Source organism: Streptomyces griseoviridis (assembly GCF_005222485.1).
Classification (GTDB): domain Bacteria; phylum Actinomycetota; class Actinomycetes; order Streptomycetales; family Streptomycetaceae; genus Streptomyces; species Streptomyces hintoniae.
The window spans coordinates 3,495,419-3,509,006 of record NZ_CP029078.1; the positions used below are offsets into that span (position 1 = coordinate 3,495,419).

Genomic DNA, 13,588 nt, shown 5'->3' on the forward strand with positions numbered 1-13,588 from the left:
GGGGCGGACGCCGGCCCGGCGGTCAGGAGAACAGCCGGCGCCAGGTCTCGGGGCCCGGGTAGCCGTCGGCCGCGCCGCCCCGCCAGCCGAGGGAGCGCTGGAACGCCTCGACGTTGCGGCGGTCGGCCTCGGTCCAGCGCGATCCGGGGCCGCTCGGGTAGTGGGCGCCGAACCCCTTCTGCACCAGCCGCGCGCCGAGCCTGGCGACGTGGGGGTTGTCGGCGCCCGGCCGGAACATGCCCCGGCCGGGATAGGCGGGGACGCCCTTGGCGGCCCCGGAGGGCGAGGGGGTCAGGGAGGGGGACGGGGTCGCCGAAGGGGTCGCGGGAAGGGTCGCTGGAGGGGTCGCTGGTGGGGTCGCCGAAGGGGTCGTCGCGGTGGGGGGCGTCGGCGCGGGGGTCGCCGGCGCGGGGGTCGCCGGCGTGCTCGGGGGCAGGGTCGAGGTGGCCGGCGGGGTCGGGGCCGCCGGCTGAGGCGGGAGCGGCGTCTGGGCCGGGGGCGTCACCTGGGTCGACGCCTGGGTCGGGGTCGGGGTCGGGGGCAGGCTCGGGACCGACAGGGTCGACGGGCCCGCGGGGCCCGACGCGACCGGCGGGATGTCCTTGCCCTTGCCGTTGACCAGCAGCGACCAGGTCGCCGGGCCCGGCAGCCCGTCGGCGTCGGCGCCCTTCCAGCCCTGGGCGCGCTGGAACGCCTGGGTCGCCCTGCGGTCCGCGTCCGACCAGCGGGGGCCGGGACCCGAGGTGTAGAAACGGCCACCGCCGCGCGCGACGAGCATCCGGCCCAGCTCGGTGACGTGCCGGTTGTTCGCGCCGGGGCCGAAGGACGACGCCCCGGGGAACGGCGTACCGGGCGCCGGGAGGCCCGGGGTGCCGGGCGCCGCGCCCGCCGAGTCCGCGGTGATCCCCTTCGAGCGGTAGGGGACATAGCGCTCCGAATTGCTCCAGTAGGCGTAAGGAGTGGACTGCTTGCGGGTACGCGGACGGGTCTGCTCATAGGCGGTGTAAGCGGTGTGCGTGTAGTCCGTCCACCCGCCGAAAAGGACGACGTGCGACCCCTTCTCCGGGTTCGACGGATTGTGGAACAGCAGAATGTCGCCGGGCTGGAGTTCCTCCTTTGGAATACGGACGCCGTACTGATCGAGGCTGCCCGTCCATTCGTTTCCCGGCAGGTTCCAGGCCATCGACACGAACCCCGAGCAGTCCTGCCGGTAACCGTCGGACCAGTAGGCGTCCATGCTGTAGGGAACCTGCGCGGCGACCCATTTCTTGGCCCGGTTGATGACCTCGGCCCGGGTGGTCGCCGGAGCCTTCACGGGGCCGTTCCCCTTGATCGGACGGCCGCCGGTGCCGTGCAGCGGCGCCCTGCTCCCCTGCGGGGTGTCCGGCTCGTCGGCCGCGGGCAGGCCCGGCCGGTGCGGCGCGTGCGGGGCGGCGACGGCGGGCACCGCGTGGCCGGCCCCGAGCAGCGCGGTGGCCGCCGTCGCGACGATCACGGCCCGGTGCGCGGCCGGGTTCCTGGCCCCCGGGGAATACGGCGCGACACGCCGCCAGTGAACGCATCCGGGGCAATCGCAATCGCTCGCGGGATCGAATTCCTCGAATACCGGAGTCTCCATGCGATTCCCCTCACACTCCCGATCGACAGTTCCGCGCCGGTGCACGTCGACCAGTTTCCCAACTGTCTTCCGGACGCGCATGTTGACGGTCCGAATGATGTACGCGCCCAGGTCACGGCGCCCGCCGGGGGAAGGCGCGGGGCGCCCGGCGGTCCTGAGCACCCTCGCGGGTCGGGTAGAGTTCTCACGTCAGCAGGCGCCGCTAGCTCAGTTGGTTAGAGCAGCTGACTCTTAATCAGCGGGTCCGGGGTTCGAGTCCCTGGCGGCGCACGACAACGAAGGCCCTTCGCAGCAGCGAGGGGCCTTTCGCGTGTCCGGGAACCCTGTCCCGGGACCCTGTCCGGAAGGCGCGGCCGTTCCCGTTTGGCCGGATACCCTCTGGCCATGTCAGCGCGTGAGCTCCAGGAGCGGATCAAGAAGCTGATCGTCGACGGCAGGCTGCCCTCGGGCGCCCCGCTGCCGACCGAGCCCGCGCTGATGGCGCACCTGGGCGTGAGCCGCAATTCGGTGCGCGAGGCGCTCAAGGCCCTCCAGGCGATGGGCATCGTGGAGATCCGGCACGGCTTCGGCACCTATGTCGGCGCCATGTCGCTGGCCCCGATGGTGGAGGGGCTCGCCTTCCGTACCGTCGCCGGGCACCACCGGGGCGAGGACAGCCTGCTCCAGCTGCTCGAACTGCGGGAGGCGCTGGAGACCGGGCTGATCTCCCGGCTGGCCGGCCGGCTGCCGGAACGGGACCTCGGTGAACTGGACGCGCTCGTCGCCCGTATGGAACGGCAGGCCGCGCACGGAGGCGACGGCCTCGCGGACACCGACCGCGCCTTTCACGCCACCCTCTACCGGGGGCTGGACAACGCCCTGCTCGGCGAGGTCCTCGAGGCGTTCTGGGAGGCGTTCCACCGGGTCCGCACCGATCTCGGCGGGGCGCCGCAGGACCCGGAGGTGACGTGCGGGCAGCACCAAGACATCCTCGACGCGGTCCGCTCGGGGGACTCCGTACAGGCGGAGGCGGCCATAAGGGAGCACTTCGGCAACATCCGCGCCCGGCTGACCGCACCCCGGCCAGACTCGTCACGCACACCGCACGGGGAACCGCGGAACCCGCCGGGGCCGGGAGGGATCTCACGGACCGCGGGGGCCGCGCGGACCGGTGCGGCAGGAGGGGGGACACGGAGTGCGCATGACCGGTGAACACCGCGTTTCGCGTCTTGCGATCACGCGGAGCGCCGTAGAACCCTGGTCGCAAGCCGCCGCCGGTGGGGGGCATTTGGCGGGCGGACGCCGGGTTGCCGTGGTCGCGGGGAGAGGGGGCCCTGTTCGCGACTCGGTGCCCAGGGAGGCATCATGCAACCGGAAGGTCGCGATCGCGTGTCCTTGGTGAGGACTCTGTGATGACCGCGGCCTGTCACTGATACGTACGTGAAGAGTCGAGGGGGACTCCACGCGGACGTGAGGAAACGACACGAACACGCGCTGACCTGCGTGTGGGGGGATGACTCATGACGTCGACGCCGACGGGCGCCGGACAGGACTTCGACCCGTCACAGACCACCCAGCTGAGAGTGCCGTCCCATCAGAACGGCCAGACCGGGACGTTCCGCCGAATAAAGAAGGCGCTGCCCAAATACGACTACGAGCACTACAGCCGGCTCGCGGGCCCCCTCACCCAGCCGGACCCGAACAAGCCGTACCGGGTGCAGTACCGCTCGCTGCTGTCGCAGGAGCCGCACCGGATCCGGGCCGCCCTCATGCTGGGCGCGGCGCCGCTGCTCTCGCTGATCCTGCTCGCGTGGCTGCTCCAGCCCGAGCACTGGACCGAACGCGACTACCCGGCCTTCTCCTGGCTGCCGGCGCTCGACATCGTGATGCTCGTCTCGATCGGCCTGATCGAGTTCTTCCGCTGCATGAACGTGCTCTCCAACGCGCACGCGACGCTGGTCGCCCGCGACCCGATCCCGGTGGTGCCCGAGACCGGCACCCGGGTGGCGTTCCTCACCTCCTTCGTGCCCGGCAAGGAGCCGCTGGAGATGGTGACCAAGACCCTGGAGGCCGCCGTCCGACTGCGCCACCGGGGCCTGATGCACGTCTGGCTGCTCGACGAGGGCGACGACGACGCGGTGAAGGCCGTCTGCGCCCGCCTCGGGGTGCACCACTTCTCCCGCAAGGGCGTCGCGAAGTGGAACCAGGCCAAGGGCCCGCACCGCGCCAAGACGAAGCACGGCAACTACAACGCCTGGCTCGACGCGCACGGCGACGCCTACGACTTCTTCGCCTCCGTCGACACCGACCATGTGCCGATGCCCAACTACCTGGAGCGGATGCTTGGTTTCTTCCGCGACCCGGACGTCGGTTTCGTCATCGGCCCGCAGGTGTACGGCAATTACGACACCTTCGTCACCAAGGCCGCCGAGTCGCAGCAGTTCCTCTTCCACGCGCTGATCCAGCGCGCGGGCAACCGCTACGGCTCCCCGATGTTCGTCGGCACGTCCAACGCCGTGCGGATCAAGGCGATCAAGCAGATCGGCGGGCTGTATGACTCGATCACCGAGGACATGGCGACCGGCTTCGAGATGCACCGCGCCACCAACCCGGCCACCGGCAGCAAGTGGCGCTCGGTGTACACCCCGGACGTGCTCGCGGTGGGCGAGGGCCCCAACGCCTGGACCGACTTCTTCACCCAGCAGCTGCGCTGGTCGCGCGGGACGTACGAGACGATCCTCAAGCAGTACTGGAAGGGCTGGTACTCGCTGCCGCCCGCCAAGCTGTTCAACTACACGATGATGATCATCTTCTACCCGATGTCGGCCCTCAACTGGATTCTGGCGGCGCTGAGCTGCGCGCTGTTCCTGGGTCTGGGCGCCTCGGGTGTGGACATCGACCCGACGGTCTGGCTGATGCTGTACGGCAACGCGTCCGCGCTCCAGATCGGCCTGTACGTGTGGAACCGCAGGCACAACGTCTCACCGCACGAGCCGGAGGGCTCGGGCGGTGTCGCGGGCATGGTGATGTCGGCGCTGTCGGCGCCGATCTACGCCCGCTCGCTGATGGACGCGGTGCTGCGCCGCAAGAGCTCGTTCGTGGTGACGCCCAAGGGCGACTCGGCGAGCCCCGACACCCTCTTCGGGACCTTCCGCATCCACCTGTTCTTCATCCTGGTCTTCGGCGGCTCGATCACCGCCGGCTTCGTCCTCGGCCACTCCCATCCGGCCATGGTCGTCTGGGCGGTCTTCGCCATGCTGATCACGGCGGCGCCGATCTTCGCCTGGCGGCACGGCATGAGGCAGGCGAGAAAACGGCCGCCCGTGCCGCCCGGGGCGCCCTCGGCGCCGTCGGCACCCGATCCGACGGCCACCAGGCCGCTGCCCGCGCAGCAGGGCGGCGCGCCGCGGCCCGGCTGGGCCGGCGGCGGGGGCGCCGGGGAGACGAACGAACAGACCATGCAGATCGCCCTTGGTGGACTTGGGGGACGTAAGGAATGAACGACCGTGCAGGCCGCCGCCGGGCCCGTCGACTCGCGATCGGCACGGCGGTGGTGCTCGCGCTGGCCGGGATGAACGGCCCGTGGCTCTACCGCTTCGGGACCGAGAAATACCACCAGTACAAGATCGACAAGCCGGAGTACAAGGCGGCCAACGGCCGTTGGCAGATCGTCGAGTTCCCTCAGCAGTACCGCCAGGACACCATCCACGCGGCGCTGCTGCGCACCGGCAAGGTGCTGATGATCGCCGGGTCGGGCAACAACCAGGAGAACTTCGACGCGAAGAAGTTCGACACCCGGATCTGGGACCCGGTCAAGGGCACCATCAAGAAGGTCCCGACCCCCGCCGACCTGTTCTGCACCGGCCACACCCAGCTCGCCGACGGCAATCTGCTGATCGCGGGCGGCACCAAGCGGTACGAGAAGCTGAAGGGTGACGTCACCAAGGCCGGCGGCCTGATGGTGGTGCACAACGAGAACCCGGACAAGCCGATCACGCTGCCCGCGGGCACCAAGTTCACCGGCAAGGAGAACGGCAGGACGTTCGTCTCCAAGGACCCGGTCCTGGTGCCGCGCGCCAAGAAGGTGTTCGACCCGGCCACCGGCGCGTTCCTGCGCAACGACCCGGGGCTCGGCCGGATCTACGTCGAGGCGCAGAAGCGCGGCACCAAGTACGAGACCGGCACCCAGGACAACTACCGGGTGCAGGGGCTGAGCGGCGCCGAGGCGCGCAACACGTACGGCATCGCGCAGAAGCTGGCGCTCGACAAGAAGGACTTCCAGGGCATCAGGGACGCCTACGAGTTCGATCCGGTCGCCGAGAAGTACATCAAGGTCGACCCGATGAACGAGGCCCGCTGGTACCCGACGCTCACCACCCTGAGCGACGGCAAGGTCCTCAGCGTCTCCGGCCTCGACGACATCGGCCAATTGGTGCCGGGCAAGAACGAGGTCTTCGACCCGAAGACCAAGAAGTGGACGTACACGGACACCGTCCGGCAGTTCCCGACCTACCCGGCGCTGTTCCTGATGGAGAACGGCAAGATCTTCTACTCGGGTTCGAACGCCGGGTACGGCCCGGACAACGTGGGGCGCGATCCCGGCATCTGGGACGTCGACAGCAACAAGTTCGAGAAGCTGTCCGGGCTGAGCGACGCCGACCGGCTGGAGACGTCGGGGACGGTGCTGCTGCCGCCCGCGCAGAACCAGACGTACATGGTGATCGGCGGCGGCGGGGTCGGCGAGTCCGCGCTCTCCAGCGCGAAGACCCGGCTGATCGACATGAAGGACGGCGACCCGGAGTTCGTGGACGGGCCGACGCTGGAGAAGGGCACCAGGTACCCGCAGTCGTCGGTGCTGCCCGACGACACCGTGCTGGTGTCGGGCGGCTCCCAGGACTACCGGGGGCGCGGCGACTCGAACATCCTCCAGGCGCGGCTCTACCACCCGGACACCAACACCTTCGACCGGGTCGCCGACCCGCTGGTGGGGCGCAACTACCACTCCGGTTCGATCCTGCTGCCCGACGGGCGGGTGATGTTCTTCGGGTCCGACCCGCTGTACGCGGACAAGGCGAACACCAAGCCGGGCAAGTTCGAGCAGCGGATCGAGATCTACACCCCACCGTACCTGTACCGGGACGCGCGGCCGACGCTGTCGGGGGGACCGCGGACCATCGCGCGCGGCGGATCGGGGACGTTCTCCTCGCCCCAGGCGTCCGAGGTCAAGAAGGTGCGGCTGATCAAGCCGAGCGCCTCCACGCATGTCACGGACGTGGACCAGCGGTCGATCGCGCTGGACTTCGAGGTCGCCGGCGACAAGATCACGGTGACCGTGCCGAAGAACAAGAACCTGGTGCAGTCCGGCTGGTACATGCTGTTCGTCGACGACGACCGGGGCACCCCCAGCGAGGCGCAGTGGGTGCGGGTGCCGTGACGCGATGACGCCGGGGGCGCGGGGTGACGGCGGCTCGCCGCACGCTCCCCCCGCGCCCGGCCGCTCGGGTCAGCGGGTGGCCTTCGCCAGTTTCAGGGCGTAGGCGGGCCACCAGGCGCCCGCCTTCGGGCCGCCCTTGCAGGTGCCGTCGGACTCGCCCGGCCGCTTGACCCACACATAGGCGTCCACCAGCGGGTCGCCGGTCCTGGTGGTCGGCGTCTCGCCCAGGGCGCGGCCGGGCGGGTTGCACCAGCGTTCGTCCGGACTGCCGCCGGTGTAGGGGCCGTTGCCGTTGCGGCTGGTGTCGACGACGAACGGCTTGTCGCCGACCTTCGCCGACAACTGCTTGCCGTACGTGAGGGATTGCTCCGTGGCGTAGTAGTTGGAGACGTTCACCGCGAAGCCGTCGGCGCCGGCCACGCCCGCCCAGCGCAGCGGCTCGAAGATCTGGTCGGGGTGGCCCCAGCCCGCGTTGCCCGCGTCCACGTAGACCTTGGTCGCCTTCAGGGCCCCCAGGGTGGCGACGGCGCCCTTGAGGAGGTCGTAGCGCTCCTCGTGGTACTCCTCGGGGGTGCAGCCGTCGACCAGGTGCAGCAGCGCGTCCGGCTCCAGGATCACCGTCGCGGGGCGGTCGCCGATGCCCTTGGCGACGCCGTCGATCCAGGTCCGGTAGGCGGCGCCGTCGGCCGCGCCGCCCTGGGAGTACTGGCCGCAGTCGCGGTGCGGGATGTTGTAGAGGACCAGCAGCGCGGTGCGGTCGGCCTTGGCGGCGGCCTCGGTGTAGCCGCGCGCCTCGCGCTCCGGGTTCTCCGGTCCTATCCACTCGCCGGTCGGCTGCTCGGCGATCTTGCGGATCTGCTCGGCCTCGGCTGTCCTGCCCGCCTTCTCGTAGGCGGCGACCTGCCGGGCCGCGTTGCCGTCCGGGTTGACCCAGAACGGGTCGGTCCCCTTGGGCTGTTGGCCGATCCGCGCACCGGCACCGTCCTGCTCGCCGCCGCCCCCCGAGGAGCAGCCCGCGAGCAACAGCGCCGCCCCCAGCACCGCCCCGGACGCCCGAACCCCGGCCCCCCTCTTGCCGTACATCCCACTCCCCCTCGGCACACCGTTCGAGGCTCAATCCTGGCACACGCCGGGTGGCGGGAACGAGATCACCGGACGCTTTTCGGGGCCGCGCGCGGCGGCGGGCCGCCGGACACCGACGGAAGGCGGCGGGTGGGCGTGGACCGGAGGGAAGGCGGGTGGTCGCGGGCGGGGGGCCGCGGACGGCGGGCGGCGGGCGGCCGTGGACGGGGCGGGACGGCGGGCGGTCGCGGACGGCGGGACGTCGGGCTGCCGGTCCAAGGGATTGCCGAGACACCCTGGGCTCGCGCGGACATCCGTTCTACAGTCTCCGGAACGGCCCCGGACCCCGGCCGGACACCCTGCTGGGTGCCCGAACCTCCCGCGCCGGTCGCCGGGTTACTCCCGCAGCCCGTGCGCGCGCGGTCGAGGGCCTGCCCGGTCGACGGCCCTGGGGGAGCCGCCGACCGGGCGGGCGAAGCGAGGGCCCAAGTCGCGCCCTTGGTCGCCGAGTTGCGGCGGGCACGCTCACGTGGGTCTCGTGGCGGTCGAGTTGACCGCCTCGCCCGGCTGTTCCTCGGCGCCGCCGGTCAGATAGGCCGAGACGATCACGTTCGCGGTGTAGCGGTTCCTCGTCCGGTCGAAGGGGCCGCCGCAGGTGATCAGCCGCAGTTCGGCGCGTCCCGGTTGGTGCGGGCCGAACGCCCGGTGGGCGTCGAAGCCGTCGCGGGGCTGGACTTGGACGTCGTCGACGGTGAACTCCGCGACCCGGCCGTCGTCGCGGAGCACCCGGATCGTCTCGCCGGGGTGCAGGACGCTCAGCCGGTAGAAGACCGCCGGACGGGTCTCGGTGTCGACGTGGCCGACCAGGAGCGCCGCCCCGGCCGCCCCGGGCGCGGTGCCTGCCGCGTACCAGCCGACGGCGTCGGCCCGGTCGTAGGGGGGCGGTTCGATCGCGCCGCCCGCGTCGAGGCCGCGGGCGGTCACCGGGGCCCGCACCCCGAGGTCGGGTATGTCCACCCGCAGGGGCCTGGCCGCCGCCCACGGCTCCTTCGCGGGCGGGAGCACCGCGCCGCCGGTGGCCTGCCGGGGGACGCCGAGGAGCGGGACGCCCGCCTCGCGCCCCCACAGCCAGAGCGCGAGCAGCAGGGCCGCCCAGGCGACCCCGCGCAGCGGGCGCCGCGCGCCGCGGCCACGGGCCCGGTCGGGCACGGTCAGTCCGCTCCGCGTCGGCGGCGGGCGCCGCGCAGGGCGACCGCGGCGGCCGCGACCCCGGCCAGCGCGAGCCCCGTCACCGCGTGCCCGATGCCGGGGCCCTCCTGCTCGGCGTCGTCGGCGAGGTGCGCGGTGCCGCCGCCGCCCGCGGGGACCGGCGCGACCGGCGAGGCGGGCGCGGCGGAGGCGGAGCCCCGCGCGACGACGGTGATCGCGCCGCGGATCTCGACGTCGGCGCAGCGGATCGACACGTCGTAGGAGCCGGGTGCGGCCGCGGTGTCGACGCGGGTGCCGCCCGCCAGGGCGCCCCGGTGCGGGGTCAGCTCGGCGTCACCGGCGAAGGCGGTCGAGGTGGCGGTGCCCGAGCCGCCGGGGCAGCCGGTGACCCGCAGCGCGACCTCGCCGCCCGGGGCGGGGGACGCGGGGGTCACCAGGACCCCGCGTCCGTCCGCCGCGTGCGCCACCGGGGTGACGGCGCAGGCGGCGAGGATTCCCGTACAGAGAGTCAGCCGAAGTGAGCCCATCGTGAAACCTCCAGTCCTCCGGAGACTTCCCGCGGCGCGACGGCCCCGCATCCGCTGCGGGGCCGGGCTGCTCCGAACGGGTGGAAAAAGGTTTCGGGCGGCTCAGATCAGGTCGACGAGGTCCGCGATCGAGTCGACGATCTGCGACGGGCGGTAGGGGAAGTCCTCGACCTGCTCGGGCCTGGTGAGCCCGGTCAGCACCAGGAAGGTCTGCATCCCGGCCTCCATGCCCGCGAGGACGTCGGTGTCCATGCGGTCGCCGATCATCGCGCTGCTCTCGGAGTGGGCGCCGATCGCGTTGAGCCCGGTGCGCATCATCAGCGGGTTGGGCTTGCCCGCGAAGTAGGGCTGCTTGCCGGTGGCCTTGGTGATCAGGGCGGCCACCGCGCCGGTCGCCGGGAGCGGGCCCTCGGTGGAGGGGCCCGTCTCGTCCGGGTTGGTGCAGATGAAGCGGGCGCCGTCGGCGATCAGCCGGACCGCCTTGGTCATCGCCTCGAAGGAGTAGGTGCGGGTCTCGCCGAGGACGACGTAGTCGGGTTCGTGGTCGGTGAGGACGTAGCCGATGTCGTGCAGGGCGGTGGTGAGCCCGGCCTCGCCGATCACGTAGGCGGTGCCGCCCGGCCGCTGGTCGCCGAGGAACTGGGCGGTGGCCATCGCCGACGTCCAGATGTTCTCCACCGGCACGTCCAGGCCCATGCGGCGCAGCCTGGCGTGCAGGTCGCGCGGGGTGTAGATGGAGTTGTTGGTGAGGACGAGGAAGGGCTTGGCGGACTCCCGCAGCCTCTTCAGGAAGGCGTCGGCGCCGGGGATCGGCACGCCCTCGTGGATGAGGACGCCGTCCATGTCGGTGAGCCACGACTCGATGGGCTTGCGGTCTGCCATGTTGTGCGTCTCCAGGCGGGCGTACGGACGGTAGGGGGCGCCGGAACCACGGCGTGCCGACGCCCCCAGCCTAATCAGACCTGGCTGATCTTGACCCCGTCGATCACCCAGTACCAGTTGTTGCCGCCGGTGTAGCGGAAGCGCACCCGGGCCCTGGTGGCGCCCGCCGGCACCTGGAGGGTCAGGGTCTCGGCGCGGGACGGCGCGTCGGCGGTGTACGTCTTCACGGTGACGGGTGCGCCGTCGTCGTAGGAGACGAGGACCTCGCCCTTCTGCGGGGACTCGTGGCGGTAGTGGGTGGTGTAGGCGAGGGTGGCGGCCCTGCCGCCGGTGACCGGGAAGGCGGGGCTGACGAGGGTGGAGTCGAAGGTGCCGGTGAGGCTCTTGTCGCTCCACTCGTCGCCGTCGGCGACCGCGAAGACGTTCCGGGCACGGACGTTGCACTCACGGTTCTGGTCGCGCTGGGACTGGGTCCAGAACTCGTCGGTGGTGAAGGACCAGCCGCGCCATTCGGTGACCCCACCGGTGCCCATCGCGGAGTTGTCGACGGACCAGCCGGCCGGCGGGGTGTGGGTGAAGCCGACGACGGAGGCGGGGATGCCGGTCTCGTCGACGCGGGTGCCCAACTGGCCGCGCAGCGCGTCGAAGTCGTCGGGCGCGGGCTGCTGGACCGGGCGGCCGTCCAGGTTCCAGGCGGGGTCGATCGCGATGCCGAGGTGGGCGAGCGCGGAGGCGGCGACGTCGGGCATCTTCACGTCGTGGCGGACCGAACCGGCGGACAGGGTGGGCCCGGTGGCGATCAGGAACGTCTGGCGCTCCTGGAGGGTGGAGCCGCCGTGGCCGCCCGCGTCGGTGTGTCCGTGATCGGCGGTGACCATGATCAGCCAGTCCTCGGCCGCGTACCTCGGGCGGCCCTTGACCGCCGCGACGATCTCCCCGACCTGCGCGTCCGCGGTGCGCACGGCGTCCAGGTACTGGGCGGAGGCGGCGCCGTGGCTGTGGCCCGCGTGGTCGATGTTGTCGAGGTGCACGAACATCGCGTCCGGGTCGGCGTCCCGCAGCCGGGCCACGGCGCGGGCGGTGGTGCCGGTGTCGTACTCGGCGGCCGGGGTGGAGACACGGGTGTCGACCTTCGTGGAGAACACGGTTTCCGTGATCGGCGCCCACGAGGAGACGGCGTAGGTGGAGAGAGCGGGCTTCGCGGTCTCGACGCGGGTCAGGAAGTCGGGGTACAGGTCGAAGCGGGCGCCGGTGAACGCGTTGTCCTTGACCTGGTGCCGGTCGGGCCAGACGCCGGTGATCAGCGTCGACCAGCCGGGTCCCGACAGGGTGGGCGCGAGCGGGTTGGCGTAGATGCTGCTGGGCGCGGTGAGACCGGCCGCCATCAGGGCGCCGAGGTGCGGGGCCGCGGCGTCCTTGACGCGGCTGAGCAGGGCGCCGTCCAGGCCGATGACCAGGACTTTGGGCGTCCTGGCAGCGGCGCGGGCGACGGTGGCGAGCGGCCCTGCCGACACGGCGAGGGCGGCGGCGGAGACGAGCAGGGAACGGCGGGACACACGGGACGACACGGGGACCTCCGGGAGGGTGGACGGGCGTGTGACGTGTGGGGGGTGCGTGCGGGTGGGGCTGTGGGGGGGGTGCGGGGTGTGCGTGAGGGGTGCGGGATGGTGCGTGAGGGGTGCGGGATGGTGCGTGCGGGGGCGTGAGGGGTGCGGTGGGGGGCTTGCGGGGGTGCGGTGGGGTGCTTGCGGGGGGGGGTGCGGGTGTCTGTCCGGGGCCTGGCCGTCAGCTGCCGGTGGCCGTCTTCCAGTCCGCGACGTACGTCGTGAGGTTCTCGGCGATGTCGTCCCAGTCCGGCTGGAAGATCCGCACGCCGTCCATCAGCGCGCGCAGCGCGACCGCGTCGGCGTCGGTGGCCTTGATGTCCTCGCGGGCGCTGAAGCCGCCGCCGACCGAGCTGACCTGGCGCTGGGCGCCCTCGGTGAGCAGGAAGTCGAGGAGTTCGCGGCCGTTGTCGCCGTGCGGTGCCTTGGTGACCAGGCCGGCCGCGTAGGGCAGCGCGAACGTGGTGGGCGCCGAACCGGGCCTGGCCGGGAACCAGATGCCGAGGTTCGGCATGGTCTTGGACTGGGCGTAGTTCATCTGCACGTCCCCGTTGGCGACGAGGAGTTCGCCCTTGTCGACCTTGGGCGCGAGCTTGCCGGTGGAGGCGGACGGGCCGACGTTGTTGGCCTGGAGCTTCTTCAGGTAGGCGAGGGCCGCGTCCTTGCCGCCGAAGTCGTGGATCGCCTTGACGAGGACGGCGGTCCCGTCGCCCGCGACGCCGGGGGTGGAGTACTGGAGCTTGTCGCGGTAGCCGCCGTCGAGGAGTTCGTCCCAGGTGACCGGCGTCTTCTTCAGGAGCTTCTTGTTGTGGACGAACCCGAAGTAGTTCTCGACCACGGAGGTCCAGGTGCCGTCGGCGGACTTGTCGGCGGCGGCGACCCGGTCGGAGCCCGCCGGGCGGTACGTCTGGAGGAGGCCCTTGCCGTCGGCCTGCTGGATGAACGGCGGGAGGGTGACGAGCACGTCGGCCTGCGGGTTGCCCTTCTCGCGGACGGCGCGCTGCACCATCTCGCCCGAACCGCCCTCGACGTAACTGACCTTGATGCCGGTCTTCTTGGTGAAGTCCGCGAAGACCCGGTCGTACCAGCCGTCGCCGTTCTCGCCCTTGAGGCCGTCGGCGCTGTAGACGGTGACGACCTTCTCGTCGGAGGCGGCGGAAGTGCCGCAGGCGGAGAGCAGCGGGGTGGCGAGCAGGCAGAGCGCGAGGGCGGGTCCGAGGCTGTTTCTGCGCATGACGGGATGAACTCCTTGCGGGGAAAGGTGGTTTCGGGA

General features: G+C 71.8%; 10 protein-coding genes and 1 tRNA gene. 4 read left to right on the forward strand and 7 right to left on the reverse strand.

Going from position 1 to position 13,588, the window contains the following annotated elements; translation table 11 throughout:
* Positions 1 to 22 precede the first annotated feature (22 nt).
* Entirely contained in the window at positions 23 to 1,495 is a 1,473-nt protein-coding gene (locus tag DDJ31_RS14670; protein WP_431028048.1) for a peptidoglycan-binding protein, read from the reverse strand.
* Positions 1,496 to 1,814: 319 nt separating this feature from the next.
* Between DDJ31_RS14670 and DDJ31_RS14675 the strand changes: the two genes are divergently transcribed.
* The 4 genes from DDJ31_RS14675 to DDJ31_RS14690 all read left to right on the forward strand — a co-directional run bounded on the left by DDJ31_RS14675 (position 1,815) and on the right by DDJ31_RS14690 (position 7,031).
* Positions 1,815 to 1,888, forward strand: a tRNA-Lys gene (locus tag DDJ31_RS14675).
* A gap of 114 nt (positions 1,889 to 2,002) precedes the next feature.
* Complete coding sequence (locus DDJ31_RS14680; RefSeq protein WP_127179841.1) at positions 2,003 to 2,809, forward strand: FadR/GntR family transcriptional regulator; 807 nt, start codon at positions 2,003 to 2,005, stop codon at positions 2,807 to 2,809.
* 308 nt (positions 2,810 to 3,117) lie between these two features.
* Complete coding sequence (locus DDJ31_RS14685; protein ID WP_127179840.1) at positions 3,118 to 5,097, forward strand: glycosyltransferase family 2 protein; 1,980 nt, start codon at positions 3,118 to 3,120, stop codon at positions 5,095 to 5,097.
* Positions 5,094 to 7,031 carry a kelch motif-containing protein gene (locus DDJ31_RS14690; RefSeq protein ID WP_127179839.1) on the forward strand — a complete coding sequence of 646 codons (1,938 nt, stop codon included), beginning with the start codon at positions 5,094 to 5,096 and terminating at the stop codon, positions 7,029 to 7,031. Before DDJ31_RS14685 ends, DDJ31_RS14690 begins: the two co-directional genes overlap by 4 nt.
* A 69-nt stretch (positions 7,032 to 7,100) precedes the next feature.
* Here DDJ31_RS14690 and DDJ31_RS14695 read toward each other — a convergent pair whose 3' ends face one another.
* From DDJ31_RS14695 to DDJ31_RS14720, 6 genes are all read right to left on the reverse strand, one after another.
* A complete protein-coding gene (locus DDJ31_RS14695) occupies positions 7,101 to 8,114 on the reverse strand; it encodes a glycoside hydrolase family 6 protein (protein WP_127179838.1) in 1,014 nt (337 codons plus the stop codon).
* 504 nt (positions 8,115 to 8,618) lie between these two features.
* Positions 8,619 to 9,302, reverse strand: coding sequence for a class F sortase (locus DDJ31_RS14700; RefSeq protein WP_127179836.1), 684 nt, complete (start codon positions 9,300 to 9,302; stop codon positions 8,619 to 8,621).
* A gap of 2 nt (positions 9,303 to 9,304) precedes the next feature.
* Positions 9,305 to 9,829 (reverse strand): hypothetical protein, encoded by a 525-nt coding sequence (locus tag DDJ31_RS14705; protein ID WP_127179835.1) that lies wholly within the window; start codon positions 9,827 to 9,829, stop codon positions 9,305 to 9,307.
* Positions 9,830 to 9,931: 102 nt separating this feature from the next.
* On the reverse strand, positions 9,932 to 10,711 hold the full coding sequence (locus DDJ31_RS14710) for an HAD-IIA family hydrolase (RefSeq protein WP_127179834.1): 780 nt from the start codon (positions 10,709 to 10,711) through the stop codon (positions 9,932 to 9,934).
* Positions 10,712 to 10,785: 74 nt separating this feature from the next.
* Complete coding sequence (locus tag DDJ31_RS14715; RefSeq protein WP_171480827.1) at positions 10,786 to 12,279, reverse strand: alkaline phosphatase family protein; 1,494 nt, start codon at positions 12,277 to 12,279, stop codon at positions 10,786 to 10,788.
* A gap of 217 nt (positions 12,280 to 12,496) precedes the next feature.
* Positions 12,497 to 13,549: a 2-aminoethylphosphonate ABC transporter substrate-binding protein gene (locus DDJ31_RS14720; RefSeq protein ID WP_127179833.1), complete on the reverse strand. Its 1,053-nt coding sequence runs from the start codon at positions 13,547 to 13,549 to the stop codon at positions 12,497 to 12,499.
* Positions 13,550 to 13,588 lie beyond the last annotated feature (39 nt).